Genomic DNA, 15,543 nt, shown 5'->3' with positions numbered 1-15,543 from the left:
GACGTGGCCGGCGAGATCATCCCGCTGTTCCCGAACGCCGCGCCGCTCGCGCCCGCCGACGAGCCGGGGCCGGTCACGCCGGCCCCGGCCGCCGGGCCGGTGCAGCCCGCCGAGCCCGTGCTGGACGGCGAGCTGGTGGACGAGGTCGAGTACCAGCGCGGCAAGGCGCGGCGGTTGGCGGAGCAGGCCGTGTCCAAGCTGCCCGCCCGCTGGCAGAGCGCCGAGAGCGCGAAGCAGGCCGGGGCGGCGCTCGCCGCCCGTGCCGCCCTCGCTCCGGTCCGCTACCCGGCCGCCGTCGGCCGGGGCCTGGTCGTGTCCGCCCGCGCATGGTGGTCGTGGGTGCGCGTGGAGGACTTCTACAGCGCGGCCAAGAGCAGCGACAGCCTCGCGAACCGGTGGGCGGAGATCGCGGCCGTGCGCCACCGCCGGGGCGTGATCACCCTGGCCGGCGCGGGCACCACCGGCCTGGCCGGGCTGGTCACCGAGCTGACCGCAGGGTCCCTGCCGCTGCTGGTCACCGGGGGCGCGGTGTCCGTGGCGCTCGCCGTCACCGGACGCCGCAAGGACGGCTCGCCAGGCCGTCAGGCCGTGCTGGGCGGCGCGCGGTCGCTGGCGATGCTCATGGACGGCGACAACCTCGTGGAGGCGTTCCGGGCAGCCGGGGCCATCGGCAAGGCGGAGAGCCTGTACTTCGTGGAGCGTCCCCGCCGGGACGACACCGGATGGTCGTTCACGTTGGACCTGCCGCCGTCGCGCAAGGCGTCCGACGTGCTCGGCAAGCGCGAGGCGCTGGCCTCCGCGCTGGCCGTGGACGAGGTGCGGCTGATCCTGGAGCGGGTGCGCGGCGACAAGGGCCACGCGGGCAGGCTGGCGGTGTGGCTCGGCCACGCCGACCCGTACGCGGCCGACCCGCTGCCGTGGCCGCTGGCCGAAGCCAAGTCGTGGGACTTCTGGCAGGCCACGCCGTTCGGCACGTCGGCGCGTGGGCAGCGGGTGGACCTGCCGCTGGTGTGGACGAGCCTGCTCACGGGTGCCATCCCCCGGATGGGCAAGACGTTCACCGCGCGCATCCCTGCCACCGCCGCCGCGCTGGACCCGTTCGTGCTGCTGATCGTGTTCGACGGCAAGGGCGGCAAGGACTGGCGGGCGTTCGAGCAGGTCGCCCACCGGTTCGGCCGTGGCGACGACGACGAGACGTGCACGCGGCTGCTGGCCACGCTGCGGGAGTGCGCGGCCGACGTCGCCCGCCGCTTCGACGTGCTCGGCGAGCTGGACGACGACTTGTGCCCCGAAAGCAAGGTGACGCCGCAGATCACTCGCGACCCGGCGCTGAACATGCCGCTGGTGCTGATCAACGTGGACGAGGTGCAGGTGTACCTGGAGGACGAGACGCCCGTGCAGGTCGGCGTGGACGCCAAGGGCAACCCGAAGTTCAAGCCGCGCGGCCGGATCGTGTGCGACCTGCTCACGTACGTCGCCAAGAAGGGGCCGGCGGCCGGTTACATGCTCAACTTGGCGACCCAGAAGCCGGACGCCCAGGTGATCCCGGACCGGCTGCGCGGCCAGCTCGGCACCCGCTTCGCGCTCAAGACGATGACGTGGCAGGCGTCGGAGACCATCCTGGGCGCGGGCACCTACAAGGCGGGCATGGACTCGTCGAAGCTGCTCAAGTCCCACAAGGGCGTGGGGCTGCTGCTGGGCGCGGACGGCGAGACGGAGCTGGAGTCCAGCGAGGCCGTCATCGTGCGCACGTTCAAGCTCGACATCCGCGAGATCCGCGCCGCCTGCGAACGCGGCCGGGCGCTGCGCGAAGCCGCAGGCACCCTGTCGGGCGACGCAGCCGGGAACCGGCTGATCGGCGACGTGGACGACGAGCTGACCGCCCGGATCTCCGCCGAGACCGACCACCCCGACGACGAGCCTGTGGACGCTGAGCTGGTCGAGCTGCCCGAAGTTCTGGAGCTGCTGGCCGACGTGCTCGGCGACGAGGAGCACGGCGTGGTGCCCACGGGCGAGCTGGCGGCGCGACTCGACTGGACGCCGAAGCGGCTCGGCGAGGAGCTGCGCGCGGCCGGGGTGCCGTCGGCGGGCAAGCGGCGCGTGGAGGGCCACCCGAACCCGGTCGCGGTGGTCGACGTGGACGCGATCCGGGCCGCGCTCGGCGACTGACGGGGGCCGGAACGAGGGTCGGAACGGGTCGGCACGGCCGTTCCGACCCCCGGCACCACTGTTCCGACCCCACAAGACCGCCTCACAGGGGCGTGAGCTGCACGGACGGGCCTGTTCCGAGGTCACTGCGGGCTCACCGCGGATCGCCCTCTACGGGGCTTTCAGGCCCGATTTCGGGCCTTGTTCCGACCACCTCGGCACACGGCCGAGGTCGGCACACATCAGGGAGGACATCGTGCCCACCATCAACCACAGCCGCGAGTTCAGGCCGGGCCGCTGGCTGGCCCTGGCCACCGCCGCGTGCGTCGCCGCGTACGTGTTCGGGTTGGTCAGCGCGACGCCCGCCGACACCGCGACCACGCCGCCGTCGGCGGTGTGCGTGCCCTGACCGACGGGGCCGGAGCGGCTTTCACCCCGGCTATTTTGCGTTTCCGCAGAATAGGGCTCCGGCCGCACCGAGTTAACTCGGCTAGTCATTCTCCATTTGACGCGCCGAGTTAACTCGGGAAGACATAACCCCAGGTCAGACGGGGTGAACGGCTTGTCGATGATCGCTTCGGCATGTAGGGTCACGGCCGTAGCTAACACCCCTGGGAGGGTCGAAGAAATGGCCTACACGGTTCGTAACGAGGCGCGCTTCTACGCGGCGCGACGGGCATCCGCCAGCGCCGGCGGCCACGCCCGATGGGCGGGCACGACGCCCGCCGAGCGCAGCGAGCACGCCCGCCGCGCGGTGCGTGCCCGCTGGGCGCGCGCCGCCGCCGAGCGTGAGAACGGGAACGGCGGCCCGGCCGCCGCATGATCGACAGGGGGTTGAACCACCCCTGACCAGCAAAAAGGCCCCACACCGGTTCCTGGTGTCTCACCACCAGGGGCGTGGGGCCGGAGATCGGCACCCCTTCACAGGAACCGCTCTCGTCCCGATTCTAGCCGGGTAAACCCGGCGCGTGAACCGGGACGGGGCGTTCCGCACGCCCCCAAAGGACTGACACGATGGTGCCACATGGCCCCGACCAGCGCGAACGGCTGCGCTGCGCCGACTGCAACGCCACCCCCGCCCGCACCGGGCACGGCCCGCTCCGCCTGAGGCACGCGGCGAGCTGCCCCATCGCGGCCGACGACCGCGCCACCGCCGCCGCCGACCTCGAATGGCTCGCGGACAACCCCGGACAGGCCCGCGACCGCGCGCCCAGCGCCGGCGAACTGGAGCTGTTCCGCGTCATGGGCGGTACCCGGCGGCTCGCCCGCCGGCTGCGCGTGCACGTCACCGCCGTGCGCGGCGGACGCGGGCTCGTGTTCCACCGCGACGGCGTCGCGGTGGCCGCGACCGTGGACCTGCCCGGCGGTGCGGCGTGAACGCCCCGACCGCCGACACGGCGCTGATCGCCGAGTACGTCAAGCACCGTTTCGGCCCGCACGACCTGCGCGGCTTCCATGTCGGCGTCACCGCCATCCGCCACGGCGGGCAGGTGGAGAACGTCTCCGTCCCCGCCGACGACCTCGACGCGATCACCGCGACCGTGGCCCGCTACGCCGACGACCCCGGCGTGATGGGCGTGTTCGACTCGCAGACGTTGAGCCGCAAGCCGATCAGGGCCGGCCACCGCTACACCAGCGCCGACGCCGACGCGCTCCTGAGCTGCTGGGCGGAGGTCGACTTCGGCAAGCCCGACGCGCCGCCCACCCTGCGCGACGCACTGCGCGTGGTCGACGCAGTCGGCCTGCCGCCCACGACGATCAGGCACAGCGGGAACGGCGTCCACCTCTCGTGGGCGTTGAGCGAGGTGTGGGAGCTGACCACCGACGCCGACCGGCGCGAGGCCGCCGAGCTGGAGCGCGACGTGGTCCGCACCGTCGCCTACCGCGCACGCGAGCTGGGCTTGTGGCAGGTCGACCGCGTCCACGACCTGGCGCGCGTGCTGCGCACGCCGGGCACCTTGAACATGAAGAACCCCGACGACCCGAAGCTCGTCACGATCTTGTCCCACGAGCCGGGCCGGGTGTTCGAGCCCGACGACGTGCGGGCCGTGCTGATCGAGCGGAAGTACCTCGACGCCATGAACGTCTCCAGCGGCGTCACCGACGAGCAGCAGCGCGCCGTCCTGGCCCGCGTCAACCTGCACCGCGCCTGGCAGCAGGCCCGCGCCGGGCGTGCACAGGAGCTGTTGGAGCTGCTGGCGGAGAACGGCCTGGACGTGAAGCTGCGGCCGATCTGGGACGCCGCCGCAGCGTCCACCGTGGACGACTCCAGCGAAGACCTGCGCATCGGAAACAGCGCGTTCGCGCTGTTCCGGAGCACCGGGGAGGACGCGGCGCTGGAGACGGCGGCGACGTTCGTCATGGCGTCCCGCCTCCGCCACGGCCGCCGCGTTGAGAAGGTCGACCCGAGCCGCCGCGTCGACTACCTGACCAGGACGTTGGCGCTGATCGCCAAGCCGCGCGAGGACCGGACGCCCGCCGCCGTCACCAAGGAGGGCACCGGCCCCATGTCCGTCACCGTCGAGCCGACCACCGACACCCCGGCCGCGACGGACGAGGCCCTGGAATCCCTGCTCGCCTCCGAGCCCTCGACCGACGACCCGGCTCTCGCCGACGCGCCCAAGACCCAGGAGAAGGATGTCAAGAAGGCGAAGCCGCCCAAGCGCCGCAAGGAGGCGGACGAGGCCCACGAGGGCAGCGGCGGCCTGCCCGACGTGATCATGACCGGTCGTCCGCTGCGCGATACCGAGGCCGACACCCGCAAGTTCCTCGCGCTCGCCCAGATGGAGAAGCCGACGATCTTCCACTACGCGGACGCCGGGCTGGTCGAGATCGACCCGAGGACCGGCGAGATGGTGACCATCGCCCCCGCCCGCCTGGCCCTGCTGCTGAACACCCTCATGAACTTCCGCGAGCGCTCGGTGGAGGAGACCGACGACGGCACCAAGACCGTCAAGCTGACCCACACGCCGAAGGTGCCGTTCGACATCGTGGCCGCCCTGCACTCCGCGCCCGGCCTGATCGGCGTCCCGGAACTGAAGCGCATCACGCGGCTGCCCTACTTCTCCGAGGACGGCACGCTGGTCACCACCCCCGGCTACAACCGCAAGACGGGGATCTACCTGCACCGGGGGCCGGACAGCCCTCTGATCCCCGAGGTCTCCGCCAAGCCCTCCCCGGAGGAGCTGCGCGTGGCCCTGGAGCTGTTCACCGACGACCTGCTGATCGACTTCCCGTTCGAGACCGACGCCGACCGCACCGCCGCCATGACCATGCCGCTCACGTTGCTGGCCCGCGAGATGATCCGGGGTGCTTGCCCCCTGTTCATGATCGACACCCCCCGGCCCGGCACCGGCAAGGGCAAGCTCGTCAGCGGCCTGGTCAAGCCGTTCGACCCCGAGTTCGCGTTCACCATCGCGCCCACGGGCTCGGACGAATGGCCCAAGAGCCTGGTCGCGGCCATGCGCAAGGGGCGGCCCACGGTCGCGTTCGACAACATCAACGCCGCCCTGGACTCCGGGGCGCTGGCCGCCGCCGTCACCGAGTACCCGTTCGTCCGCAACCGCCTGATGGGCACCCACGAGGAGATCGTGCTGCCCACCCCCGCCCTGTGGGTCGGCACCGGCAACTCCGTCACCGCCTCCAGCGAGCTGGCCCGCCGCATCGTCCGCGTGCGCCTCGACGCCAAGACCGCCAAGCCCGAGGAGCGCACCGGGTTCAAGCACCCGGAGATCCTGGACTGGATCGAGGAGAACACCCCGCAGCTCATCTGGGCCGCGCTCACCATGATCCAGAGCTGGATCGCGGCCGGGCGGCCCATCGCGGCCGACCTGCCCAAGTTCGGCAGCTTCGAGAAGTGGACCCGGATCGTGGGCTCCATCGCCGCCCACGTGGGGATGCCCGACTTCCTGAAGAACCGCAGCGCCGCCAGCGCGGACATCGACACCGAGACCGAGCTGATCATGACCTTCTGCACCATCTGGGCGCACGACCCCGGCCGCGACCCGATCAAGGACGAGACCGGCGAGATCCGCGACCCCGGCCGCCCGAGCTGCGCCAACCGCGCCGTGCGCGTGGACGAGCTGCTGGAGCTGGTGGACGAGTACAAGCTGGAGCTGCCCGCGCAGATCGGCCCCCAGGGCACCGACCGGCGCTCGAAGTTCGGGACCTGGCTCCGCAAGGTCATCGCCGCCCCCGTCGGCCCGTACAGCTTCACCAAGACCAAGCCGAAGAACGTCGCGCACTACACGCTGATCGACGACGGCACCGGGGAGTTCGAGGAGGGCGGCATCACGGTCGGGGACGCCCCCAAGCCGACCGGCAAGCACACCCCCCGCGCGAACGCCCCGGCCGAGGCGAAGCCGAAGACGGAGCCCGTCCCGGAGTCCACGGGTGTGACGGTCGGCTACGACGCCGACGAGGACTCGGCGCGCTGGGAAGCGCTCATGAACGAGGAGCCCGCCGCCTGATCCACGGCACCGCCCACACGGCCCCCCGATCCACACGGACGGGGGGCCGTTCCGCGTCCGGCGGCGGGCCTGGGTTAGGGGGTGGGTTAGGTGCAAACGGGGCCTGGGTTAGGGGGGAGGTTAGGTGCCCACAACGCTCTGACCAGGCAAGGTTAGGGGGGTTAGGTGCTCCCTTGACCTCTACGCGGGTAGCGAGGTTGTTGTGGTCGTCGCGGTCATCTCGTGTGCCGCGTGGGCGTGTACGCGCTCGTGTGGGCCTCAGGTGGCCCCGCTGCACCTAACCCACCTAACCTCCCCAGGTCAAAGCGTTGGACGCACCTAACCTCCCCCCTAACCCAGCGGGGTCGAGCACCTAACCTCGCACCTAACCCAGCGCGTCGCCGCCCGCCGTGGCCCCGATCCGCGCCGCCCGCCGGCCCGCCGACGGGAATCCGCGGTGAGGCTCACCGCGTTCCACGGCGTGCCCGCCGTCCCGCCGCGCACGCGCCCCCGGCCCTGGTCGCGTGGGACACGGACCGTCTGACACCGGCCGGGAACTCGTGGCGCTGACGGCGGCGTGTTTTTGACGCGCCGGCCAGGTGTCGGGCGCACCATGCCTTTCATGGATGACGACACGTCCCGCGCGCCCGTGGCGACGCCCTCGTGGCGTCGACCCGACACGTTGCCGCCACGCCCGGTGCCGCCCGCCGAGCGCGCCCGGCTGCGAGCCGACTTCGGTGCCCTGGTGTGGGCGGAGCGCGCGGCGCGCGGCTGGAGTCAGCCGGTCCTGGCGGACGCGGTGGGGGTGTCCACGCGCACCTTGCAGCGCTGGGAGAACGGGTTCACCCGGCCGACGGCGCGCGTGTGCACGCGCCTGGCCGCCGCGTTCCTGCCCGACTCCGACCCGGTGACCCGCACGATGCTGGCGCTGCGCCTGGAGCGCGCGGCCGGGCCGTCGCTGCGCCGCCCGCGCCGCAAGCCCTTGCGGGCGCACGTGCGGCGGGTGCGGGAGCAGGCGGCGGCCCGCCTGGAGCGGCCCGACGCGACGGACGCGTTGGCCCTCGCGCAGGCATTGGCCGCGCTGGAGCCGGAGCCGACGTTGTGGGCGCGCCGTCGGCCTGCCGTGCGGGGCGCGGCGTGACCGGCCCGGCCGCCCAAGGCGGCGGCGGGTACGCGGAGGTGTGGGCGGTCGACGTGGCCGAGCTGGCGCGCTGGGCACCCGCCCCGGACCCGGACGCGGTGTCGCGGCGGGCGCTGGACGAGGCGCTGGAGGAGCTGGAGGCGGTGCAGCGTGACGGTTGAGGTGGCGCCGGTCCCCGGCGGGCGGTTCCCGACGCCGCGCACGGTCGCGGAGGGCCGTGACGACGGCGTGGACCCGGTCGTGGCGCTGCCGAAGCTGCTGCGCCTGGCGCAGGCCCGTGCGACGTGGCTGGCCGACCGCCTGGCGGAACAGGTCGAGTGGGGCGGCGTGGGCGGCGTCGTGGGCGAGGTCGTGGTGGCCGGGCCGGAGGGCCTGCCGACGCGAACGGGCGAGTACGTGCGGGCGCTGGCGGACCTGGAGTTCCGCGAGCGGCAGGCCGTCGAGCGGCTGTCGCGGGACATGATCAAGCTGGACCTTGAGGCCCGCGCGGGCCGCAACGACGCGGCGTCGGGTGCGTTGATCGTGGCCGCGCTGCGCGCGTTCGCGGAGGAGTTGGGCGTGCCGTGGGAGTCGGAGGGCACGCGCCGGGCGGCGCGGGAGGCGGTGCTGGCGGTGCGCCGGCAGGCCGGTTACGAGCGGCCCGGGGCGGCCGACCACGGGCAGGGGGCGTGATGACGACGACGGAGCCGACCACGGGCGTGGTCGAGGTGCTGGCGGCGGTGACCGGGGTCAAGGACGACGTGGGCGACGTGATCACGCCGGGGGCGTTCGCGCGGACGTTGCGGGAGCGCAGGCCCAAGGTGTGCTTGGGCCACGACTGGCAGCGTCCGATCGGGCGTGTGCTGGAGGTGCGGGAGCTGCTACCGGGGGACGCGCGGCTGCCGAGGCTGACTGCCGACGGCGGGCCGTGGCCAGCGGGAGCGGGCGCGCTGTGGGCGCGTGCGGCGATCAACACCGAGACGCCGGACGGGCGGGTGGCGCTGCTCAACGCGAAGTTCTATGGGCCGCAGGAGTCGACGTGGTCCATCGGGTACAACGCGAAGCGGACGCGGCAGGTCGGCGGCACCCGCCACATCGACGACCTCGACTTGTTCGAGTTCGGGCCGGTGTTGCACCCGGCGAACCGGTACGCGCGGCTGCTGTCGGTGAAGGGCGGCCCGGCAGGTCCGCTGGAGGTCAAGGTCGTGGGCCTGCGCGCCGGCGGCCCGTCGTCGCGGTCGGGCCGTGCCCGGTTGTCGCGTGTGGACCTGGCGGCGGCGCGGTCGGTGCGGGAGGACGTGGGGGCGCTGTACGAGGCGGCGCTGGAGGCGGACACCGTGCACGTCAAGGACGAGGACGGCCGCGTGGTTCCGGCGGCGTGCGTGGTGTGCGGCGGGCGGGTGCTGGCGCGTGACGGCGGCCGGGCCGGGGGCTCGTTGTACTGCGGCGCGCACGCGTGGGGGCGGGCGGCGTGAGCGGGGCCGGGTCGGCGGCGGAGGTCCGCCGTCGGGCGGTCGTGCTGCTCGACCAGCTCCGGGAGCTGCTGGCCGCCGTCGAGTCGGGGGAGTTGCCGGTGGGCACGGCGTACCGGCATCGGTTGGAGGGGGCGGTGACGGCGGTGGAGGCGGTGTTGGGGCTGCCGCCGTCGTTGTCGGAGGGCATGCCGGAGCCGATCCGGCGTAAATAATTCTGTGGAAAGATTTACACCGCAGCTCAGAGCGTTTAGGGTCGTTCCATGCGTCTCGTGGCCTACTTCCGCGTCTCCTCCACCGGCCAGCTCGACGGCTACGGCTTCGATGTCCAGCGCGCCGACGTCAAGCGGTGGGCGAAGGCGAACGGGCACACGATCGTCGCCGAGTTCACCGACGCGGTCACCGGCAAGTTCGACGCCCCCGACCGGCCCGGCCTGACCGAGGCCGTGCAGATGGTGCGCCGCCCCGCGCAGGCCGACGGGATCGTGGTCGGCAAGCTCGACCGACTGGCCCGTGCGCTCACCGTGCAGGAGGCGATCCTGGCGCTGGTGTGGCGCGAGGGCGGCTCGGTATTCACCGCCGAGGACGGTGAAGTCCAGCAGGACGACCCCGACGACCCGATGCGCACCGCCATCCGCCAGGTCCAGGGCGTGTTCGCCGAGCTGGACCGCAAGACCGTCGTCAAGCGGCTGCGCGACGGCCGCAAGGCCAAGGCCGCCACCGGTCGCAAGGCGGTGGGCGAGTACCCGTACGGCTACGCCGGGCAGGGCCAGGGGCGCGAGCGGGACGCCGCACCGGAGCCCGCCGAGCAGGCCGCCGTGCGCCGGATCGTGGAGCTGCACGGGGAGCAGAAGTCCTACCGGGTGATCGCGGCGACCCTGGACGCGGAGGGACACCGGCCGCGCCGGGCCGCCTCGTGGTCCGCGATGAGCGTGCGCAACGTCGTGCTGCGGGAGACGAAAAAGTGAGTCGCAGTCGGTGGGGAAAGCGGAGAAAGCGGCAACACCGATAAGAATTGAGACGCTAGGTATTCAGTGAAACACGCAGGGTTACATAGGCGGGTAATTCATTACCCCGAACCGCCCTCATGTTTCACGCGAAACCAAGTTATCCACATCAGATATGTGTTCCATTGAAGACCGATGCGTCTCGATATGTGAGGTTAATGCAGGTCAGATGCCCTGGGAGGGTCGTTTTCGGGTTGTCCACAGGGTGTTGCCCCCGAGGTGACAAAGCGGGGGGCGTAGTCATACGTTCTCGACGTGATCCAGCGAGCGGGTTTTGCAGGGGGCGGTGTCGACGCCCGGCCACTCATGCACGCCTTCATCGACGAGTCGGGGCAGCGCGCCCGCTCCGCCAAGTCGAGCGCCCACTTCGTCATGACCGCCGTCGTCGTGCGGGACGAAGACCTCCCCGAAGTGCCCGCGATGCTCGCCAAGCTCCGCGTCGACCTCAACCGGCAGCCCGGTAACCCGCTGGCGTGGAAGAACATCAAGCAGCATCCGCAGCGCCTGCACGTCAGCCAGTCGCTCGGTGCCGCCGACTGGCTGACCGTGTCGAGCGTCGTCGTGTGCAAGCCGTACCTGACCGGCGACCCGCTCGACGACGATAGGACGTACCTCTACACACTCCGGTACCTGCTCGAACGGTTGTCGTGGCTCGCCAGGGACAACGGCAGGGTGCTGAACTACACGATGGCGCATATCGTCAGGTTCAAGATCGCCAAGCTGCGCGTCTACGAGGCGAAGCTGCGCGCAGAGCCGGGGTGCCGCATCGAGTGGCCGTGGCTCGACCCTCGCGGTGGGCAGATAGACCAGCCGTCGCGCCTGGAGGAGTTGCAGCTCGCGGACCTCGCCGCGTCGGCGACCGGGGCCGCGTTCAACGCCGACGACTTCGGCAACACCGAGACCCGCTACCTCCGGCAGTTGGCACCACGGCTCTATCGGCGCAACGGCAACCTGCTGTCGTACGGGCTGAAGCTGCACCCATCCGGCGAAACCACGAAGGCCGCCTACCCGTGGGTGGCGGCCCTGTGAGGCACGTCGACCGGCTGTGCTGCGTAGCGCAGGTGCCAATGTCTCCATCAGCAGACGGCCATCCGTGCACCTCCATGCTACGTACCCCCGGTGGCGAGGGGTAGAGGCACGGGGGTGCCCCCGCCTCTGCATACCGATCACCGCTGGTCAACGGAGGTATTCCACGTGAAGATCCGACGAATGGAGCAGGGTTGATCACTGTGCGGTGGCCTGATCGCCACGACGAGCCCGAACTGGGGCGACGGATCTGGGAAGTCCTGGACGGTGCCGGCCTGAAGGTCGAGCAGTTCAAGCTCATCCACCGCCCGCTGACCGATCCGGTCGCCCTCGCAGAGACCGCCGACGGGCGCGCCGTCGGTGTGGTCCGGGCCGACTTCCGCCCGGAGCCGTTCAACGAGCGGTTCGGCGAGTTGGCCGGGCTTCCCGGGCCGCGCTGCCTGGTGAACCAGATCGCCGTGTTGCCCACCGAACGCCGGTCGGGCATCGGCCGGCTGCTCATGCACGAGACCGCCCAAGAGGCGCGTCGCAGGAGGTGCACCAACATGGCCCTGATGGTCGACTGGTCGACTTCGACGGCGGAGCGGGTCGCGTTCTTCAAGGCGTGCGGCTTGCATTCACTGGCTCCGGAGAGGGGCGACGACCTGTACGGCGCGGACGTGGAGACCGTGCTGAAGGCGACCGCTCCGGCGTAGGCGGTGGCCGTGCGCAACGTCGTGCTGCGCGAGGAGCGGGCCGGGTAGTTGTCCTGTCCACCGGGGCGCGGCTGCTTGCGAAGGGTTGGAGAGGGTCGATCCCGACCCTCCGCCCCGAGTAGTCGGAGTAGATCATGATCAACCGGAACCGCCCCGCCCCGCCCGCCCCCAAGACGTGGGGAGGGTGCCGGGAGACCTGGTGGGAGGACGGCCACCGCGAGTTCGGGGGCCTGCACGCCGTAGACGCCGACGGGAACGTGGTGCACGAGCTGGACGCCGGGAGCGACGTCGTGTGGATGGACGGCTTCCGCTCGATCGGCGTGTGGTTCGAGTGGTGCGACGCGTGCCGCAAGGCGATCTCGCGCGGCTGACGAACGACACCGGCCCGCCCCACGTGGGCGGGCCGGCGGGCCGGTGCACGTCGGGCTGCGTCCGACTGGCGGCGTCCGATGCCCCTCCCTACCCTTCCGCTGTGACTCCACCGCCATCCAGGGAACTGCTCGCCGATGCCGTCGAGGCTGGCTGTCGCGAACTCGTCGACCAGCGCGAGACGATCGACTTCGAGGGCTTCGGCCTGATCCTCGAAGGGGACGTCGACCTCGACGAAGTCGATCCGGACCTCTCGACGTTGGAGTGGTCGGAGCCGCAGCGGAACAAGACCGGCGGGACCTTTGTGGACGTCAAGGTCACCGCGGCCTTCAGCTTGGGCGGCTTGGCCTTCAGGGCCGACCACCAGATGGAGTGGGGGAACAACCCCTCCGTCGGTTCTGCGTCGGACTGGAACGAGAACTACGTGAAGACCAGCCAGGATGTGACCGGGCGGCTGTCGTTCGTCGTCCACTTCAAGCCGGACGGGGAAGTCGACGTGGTCCACTTCTGGGGCATCGAGCCGCTGCCGGTGGTACCACCTCCGGCGGACTAGGAGTGGTCGCTGCTCTCGACGCGCGACCTCACGGGGGTTGACGAGACGGCACTGCCGCGCTTCACATCGGAGGCGGCGGGTGCTGCTGTGCCAGTTGATCTGGTTGCGCTGTCTGGGATATCTTCCCGGGGCTCGTTGGTTGAGGGTGCCAGTGGTCCTGGGTGTCGAATCCCAGGGCGTCGTCACGGGTGGCCTTGGGTTGCTCCTATCGGTGTGCGTATGTCTTGCAGTTCGAGGCATCAGCAAGATCGGTAAGAAGTCCCGATCCGGGACGGATAAGGAGTGACTATGTCGGATGACAAGCAGGACCCGAAGCACGAGAAGTTCGGCAGAGCAAGGTCCGCGTCAAGAGTGGTGATCCGCGAGCTAGCGGATGAAGCGTTGACGTACGGCGCTGGGGTAATAGCAGCCCACTGGTCACCCTGAGCCAACGAACACGAAGAGGCCGGTCCACACGGACCGGCCTCTTCTGTGTGCCCACCTCCGGTGACCCGGCGGCCTAACCCGCGATCCGGGGACACGGCGCGAGTCCTTCGCGCCGTCGCCACACGGCGTCGCAGTCCCAGCAGGTGGGGTGCTTGCGGTGTTCGGGGAGCTGGGGGAAGTCCTCGCGGGCCAGGGTGACCTCCGCCCCGCACAGCACGGTGATCTCCTCGCCGGGGCGCGGCGGGAACGGGTAGTTCACCGTGTCGTAGGCGTGCCGCAGTCCGCCGCCGTCGTGCCACAGGTGCCGGGACATGGGCCACTCCCACCGAGTCGGGCAATCGTTGCAAACGTTGCGTACCCGGTCGCGGTCGTGCCGTAAAGACCCCGGACGGGTGTTGCGAACGTTGCAGACGTGGTGCAGCGACGGCGTTCGGGGCGGCCGTGGCGGATCGTTGCATCCGTGACCAGCGAACTCGTGCCCACGGGCGTGGCCGCGAAGGCGCTCGGCGTCGACCGGGCGACCCTGGTCCGCTGGTGGCAACAGGGCCTCGTCACACCCACGCTCGTCACGGCAGGCGGCCACGGCCGGTGGGACCTGGACGAGCTGCGCGAGCAGCTACGCGCGCTGCGCCGACGCGACGAGTAGGCGGCGCGAAGCCTCACCCGAAGGTGTCAACCTGCACGGACCACCGGTCCCGACCTGCGCAAACGTCGCTCTCGTGGGGGATCGCTTGGCCAGCGGTCCACAGGCAGGGTGGAGATGTGCGCCGACGACTTGAGGTTCTTCTTCCCGACGACCTGACCAACCGCGAGTACGCGGCCGTCGCCCACGCGACGTGGGCGCTGTTGAGCGCGGTGGGAATCGGAGAGGACAGCTCGCTGCGGACGGACGACAAGATCACCGACGCGGAGATGAACTCGGCGTTCGACGCGGACGCGGCGGGCTACCCGTGGAGTCAGTCGTGAGCTTCTGCGAACAGGTCGTCCGGGCGTTGCATCACGGTGGGGACGAACGGGTTGTCGACCCACACGCCGTCGAACTTGGTCCCGATCGGGTAGTCGTCGTCGTCCGTGGTCATCAGCACATCAACGTTGGCCTCGACTGCCGAGGCCAGGTGGATCGCGTCCATCTTGGGAATGCGGTGACGCAGAACGTAGTCACGCGCCCTGATGGCCACGCTGCGGTTGAACTCCTGCGGCAGCACGTACTTGCTGTCGAGGATGGCCAAGGCGACGGCTTCAAGCTGCTCGTTCACCTTCCCGCCCGGTGACTGACCAATGGCCTCGACGATGAGCAGCGGCGACGTGACGATCCTGAACTGGCCCGCGTCGGCGGCCGTCATGAGCGCGCTGATCTTCGAGTACCACCGGGGCTCACGGTTCAGGTAGTGGATGAAGACGTTCGAGTCGAAGTAGACCAGGTCGAAGTTGGAGGGCTGCGTCACGCGTCACCTCCGGCGAACAGGCCCGCAAGGTCGGTGAGCCTGCTGCCCGGCTTGGTCTCCAAAATCTCCAGGCCGGTCATCTTGATCGAGATGGGGTCGCCGCGATAGTTCCGGTGCAGCTCACCGCGCACTTCGACTCGTTTCTTGATGGCGCTACGGATGACTTCGAGTTGGTCTTCGGTGAACTTGACGGTGACCCGATGGTTGGAGATGTCGGGCCAGAGTCCCGCTTCGTACCCGCTGTGTGTGTTGATCGAGTCCAGCCGGCCGATCAGCGAGCCGAGGCTGGTGAACTTGGCGGCTGTGGCCGCGCGGAGGTTGTCGGCGGCCCGCCGGGTGATCTCGATCCGCTGGGCGGGTTCGTCGTCGCGGTAGATGAGGACGACCATGTTCGAGTCCTCGGAGTCGCCGACGCGGTCGAGGAACTTCCGGGCCGCCGAGGCGGCGTCCAGGTCCCAGTGAGGTGGGATCGCCTGGTTCTGCTCGGCGAACTCCAAGCCCTCGGCGACCAGGCCCACCGTCCAGTGCTGCCGGTTCTTCTGATCGGAGTCCGGCGTGGGCGCGATGCGCGTGGCGAGGCTGCCCAATCGCAGCTCCTTGAAGGCCCACGAGGTCTTGCGGGGCGGCGGGCCGCCCGACCGCGCGGCCTGGCCTTTCTCCACTTGGAGGAGCAGGTCCAGCAGTCCACGCAGACTGGTGACGACGCGCTCGGCGTCGAACTGCTCCGGCGCGCCCCTCAGCTCGACTCCCAGCTCAGTGGCCACGCTCAACCGTACAACGATGACCTTCCTGCGTCCGAGTGAATCTTGACCGCCCCATCGGGATAGAACGAGG

The 15,543-nt window shown here is 70.8% G+C and carries 20 protein-coding genes; 17 read left to right on the top strand and 3 right to left on the bottom strand.

Annotated features, from left to right (window positions below; translation table 11 throughout):
* The first annotated feature begins 3 nt into the window (after positions 1 to 3).
* From CNX65_RS01415 to CNX65_RS01355, 15 genes are all read left to right on the top strand, one after another.
* The gene (locus CNX65_RS01415; RefSeq protein WP_096491146.1) at positions 4 to 2,169 is read left to right on the top strand and encodes a cell division protein FtsK; all 2,166 of its coding nucleotides are present in this window, start codon (positions 4 to 6) and stop codon (positions 2,167 to 2,169) included.
* A gap of 235 nt (positions 2,170 to 2,404) precedes the next feature.
* Complete coding sequence (locus tag CNX65_RS35100; RefSeq protein ID WP_157767458.1) at positions 2,405 to 2,557, top strand: hypothetical protein; 153 nt, start codon at positions 2,405 to 2,407, stop codon at positions 2,555 to 2,557.
* Positions 2,558 to 2,776: 219 nt separating this feature from the next.
* The gene (locus CNX65_RS35095; RefSeq protein ID WP_157767456.1) at positions 2,777 to 2,971 is read left to right on the top strand and encodes a hypothetical protein; all 195 of its coding nucleotides are present in this window, start codon (positions 2,777 to 2,779) and stop codon (positions 2,969 to 2,971) included.
* Positions 2,972 to 3,162: 191 nt separating this feature from the next.
* Complete coding sequence (locus CNX65_RS01410) at positions 3,163 to 3,525, top strand: hypothetical protein (RefSeq protein WP_096491145.1); 363 nt, start codon at positions 3,163 to 3,165, stop codon at positions 3,523 to 3,525.
* Positions 3,522 to 6,617, top strand: coding sequence for a hypothetical protein (locus CNX65_RS01405; RefSeq protein ID WP_096491144.1), 3,096 nt, complete (start codon positions 3,522 to 3,524; stop codon positions 6,615 to 6,617). Before CNX65_RS01410 ends, CNX65_RS01405 begins: the two co-directional genes overlap by 4 nt.
* A 601-nt stretch (positions 6,618 to 7,218) precedes the next feature.
* Positions 7,219 to 7,737, top strand: coding sequence for a helix-turn-helix transcriptional regulator (locus tag CNX65_RS01400; RefSeq protein ID WP_157767454.1), 519 nt, complete (start codon positions 7,219 to 7,221; stop codon positions 7,735 to 7,737).
* On the top strand, positions 7,734 to 7,898 hold the full coding sequence (locus CNX65_RS01395) for a hypothetical protein (protein WP_157767452.1): 165 nt from the start codon (positions 7,734 to 7,736) through the stop codon (positions 7,896 to 7,898). Before CNX65_RS01400 ends, CNX65_RS01395 begins: the two co-directional genes overlap by 4 nt.
* Complete coding sequence (locus CNX65_RS01390; RefSeq protein WP_157767450.1) at positions 7,888 to 8,409, top strand: hypothetical protein; 522 nt, start codon at positions 7,888 to 7,890, stop codon at positions 8,407 to 8,409. Before CNX65_RS01395 ends, CNX65_RS01390 begins: the two co-directional genes overlap by 11 nt.
* Positions 8,409 to 9,191 (top strand): HK97 family phage prohead protease, encoded by a 783-nt coding sequence (locus CNX65_RS01385; protein ID WP_157767448.1) that lies wholly within the window; start codon positions 8,409 to 8,411, stop codon positions 9,189 to 9,191. Before CNX65_RS01390 ends, CNX65_RS01385 begins: the two co-directional genes overlap by 1 nt.
* A complete protein-coding gene (locus CNX65_RS01380) occupies positions 9,188 to 9,403 on the top strand; it encodes a hypothetical protein (RefSeq protein ID WP_156077386.1) in 216 nt (71 codons plus the stop codon). Before CNX65_RS01385 ends, CNX65_RS01380 begins: the two co-directional genes overlap by 4 nt.
* 48 nt (positions 9,404 to 9,451) lie before the next feature.
* A complete protein-coding gene (locus CNX65_RS01375; protein WP_096491138.1) occupies positions 9,452 to 10,156 on the top strand; it encodes a recombinase family protein in 705 nt (234 codons plus the stop codon).
* Between the two features lie 294 nt (positions 10,157 to 10,450).
* A complete protein-coding gene (locus CNX65_RS01370; RefSeq protein ID WP_157767446.1) occupies positions 10,451 to 11,224 on the top strand; it encodes a DUF3800 domain-containing protein in 774 nt (257 codons plus the stop codon).
* 200 nt (positions 11,225 to 11,424) lie between these two features.
* Positions 11,425 to 11,916: a GNAT family N-acetyltransferase gene (locus CNX65_RS01365; protein WP_232520119.1), complete on the top strand. Its 492-nt coding sequence runs from the start codon at positions 11,425 to 11,427 to the stop codon at positions 11,914 to 11,916.
* 134 nt (positions 11,917 to 12,050) lie between these two features.
* Positions 12,051 to 12,287, top strand: a complete 237-nt coding sequence (locus CNX65_RS01360) for a hypothetical protein (RefSeq protein WP_096491135.1) — start codon at positions 12,051 to 12,053, stop codon at positions 12,285 to 12,287.
* Between the two features lie 101 nt (positions 12,288 to 12,388).
* On the top strand, positions 12,389 to 12,838 hold the full coding sequence (locus CNX65_RS01355; RefSeq protein WP_157767442.1) for a hypothetical protein: 450 nt from the start codon (positions 12,389 to 12,391) through the stop codon (positions 12,836 to 12,838).
* A gap of 499 nt (positions 12,839 to 13,337) precedes the next feature.
* On the opposite strand, the gene CNX65_RS01350 is transcribed toward CNX65_RS01355, so the two are convergent.
* Positions 13,338 to 13,577 (bottom strand): zinc finger protein, encoded by a 240-nt coding sequence (locus CNX65_RS01350; RefSeq protein ID WP_157767440.1) that lies wholly within the window; start codon positions 13,575 to 13,577, stop codon positions 13,338 to 13,340.
* Positions 13,578 to 13,724: 147 nt separating this feature from the next.
* Here CNX65_RS01350 and CNX65_RS01345 point away from each other — a divergent pair, with 147 nt between their 5' ends.
* A complete protein-coding gene (locus CNX65_RS01345) occupies positions 13,725 to 13,910 on the top strand; it encodes a MerR family transcriptional regulator (RefSeq protein ID WP_096491133.1) in 186 nt (61 codons plus the stop codon).
* 116 nt (positions 13,911 to 14,026) lie between these two features.
* Entirely contained in the window at positions 14,027 to 14,230 is a 204-nt protein-coding gene (locus CNX65_RS01340; protein WP_096491132.1) for a hypothetical protein, read from the top strand.
* On the opposite strand, the gene CNX65_RS01335 is transcribed toward CNX65_RS01340, so the two are convergent.
* Complete coding sequence (locus CNX65_RS01335; protein ID WP_096491131.1) at positions 14,221 to 14,709, bottom strand: type II toxin-antitoxin system VapC family toxin; 489 nt, start codon at positions 14,707 to 14,709, stop codon at positions 14,221 to 14,223. The genes CNX65_RS01340 and CNX65_RS01335 overlap by 10 nt on opposite strands.
* On the bottom strand, positions 14,706 to 15,473 hold the full coding sequence (locus tag CNX65_RS01330; protein WP_096491130.1) for a hypothetical protein: 768 nt from the start codon (positions 15,471 to 15,473) through the stop codon (positions 14,706 to 14,708). Before CNX65_RS01330 ends, CNX65_RS01335 begins: the two co-directional genes overlap by 4 nt.
* Positions 15,474 to 15,543 lie beyond the last annotated feature (70 nt).

The sequence above is a fragment of the Actinosynnema pretiosum genome (genome assembly GCF_002354875.1).
Lineage (GTDB): Bacteria > Actinomycetota > Actinomycetes > Mycobacteriales > Pseudonocardiaceae > Actinosynnema > Actinosynnema auranticum.
Note: the sequence above shows the minus strand (reverse complement) of the source record. Positions and strands in the feature narration are given on the sequence as shown.